The sequence below is a fragment of the Scandinavium sp. M-37 genome, assembly GCF_043558715.1.
Classification (GTDB): domain Bacteria; phylum Pseudomonadota; class Gammaproteobacteria; order Enterobacterales; family Enterobacteriaceae; genus Scandinavium; species Scandinavium vulneris_A.
The window spans coordinates 1-674 of the sequence record NZ_JBIGIN010000096.1 but is presented as its reverse complement, the minus strand read 5'-3'; the positions used below and the strand labels follow the sequence as shown (position 1 = coordinate 674).

At 46.4% G+C, this 674-nt stretch carries 1 protein-coding gene; it reads right to left on the bottom strand.

Translation table 11 applies throughout. From position 1 onward, the window contains the following. Window positions 1-38: 38 nt before the first annotated feature. Window positions 39-674: IS3 family transposase (locus tag ACG0Z5_RS23840; protein WP_394451650.1), on the bottom strand; the 636-nt coding region annotated here is incomplete at its 5' end.

Sequence of the window (674 nt, the reverse complement as noted above, 5' to 3'; positions counted from 1 at the left end):
GGTAATCCCCCCATTTTTAACGGAGGTGATAAGTAGAATCAGTTCATGCGCTGAATATGCTGCATCGGCGTGAAGCCATTCAGTGCCATATTCGGACGTTCATGATTATAAAACCATTGCCACTGCGTGGCATAGCCCTGCAATTCTTCCAGTGAGCTAAACAGGTGCTGTCCCAGCCAGTCATAACGCACAGTTCGGTTATATCGCTCAATATAAGCGTTCTGCTGAGGTTTACCTGGTTGTATAAAACGAAGAATTATATTCTGCTGAGCTGCCCATGATATCAGTACTTTTCCGGTATATTCTGGCCCGTTATCGCATCGTATTGCTTCCGGTTTACCTTTCCATTCAATGAGTTGTTCGAGAGTTCTTACCACACGGCTTGCTGGCAGTGAAAAATCCACTTCAATAGCCAGTGCCTCACGATTAAAGTCATCAATAACATTCAGTAACCGGACTGAGCGCCCATCTGATAGCTGATCGTGCATGAAGTCCATCGACCAGCACTCGTTGCTGCTTTCAGGCACCGCCAGCGGTTCGGGCTTATCCCGTTTCAGTCGTTTTTTCGGCTTTATTCGCATGTTCAGCGACAGCTCGCAGTAAATCCGGTACACCCTTTTGTGGTTGAACCTGAAGCCTTTTACGTTACGCAGATACAAAAAACACAGACCAAA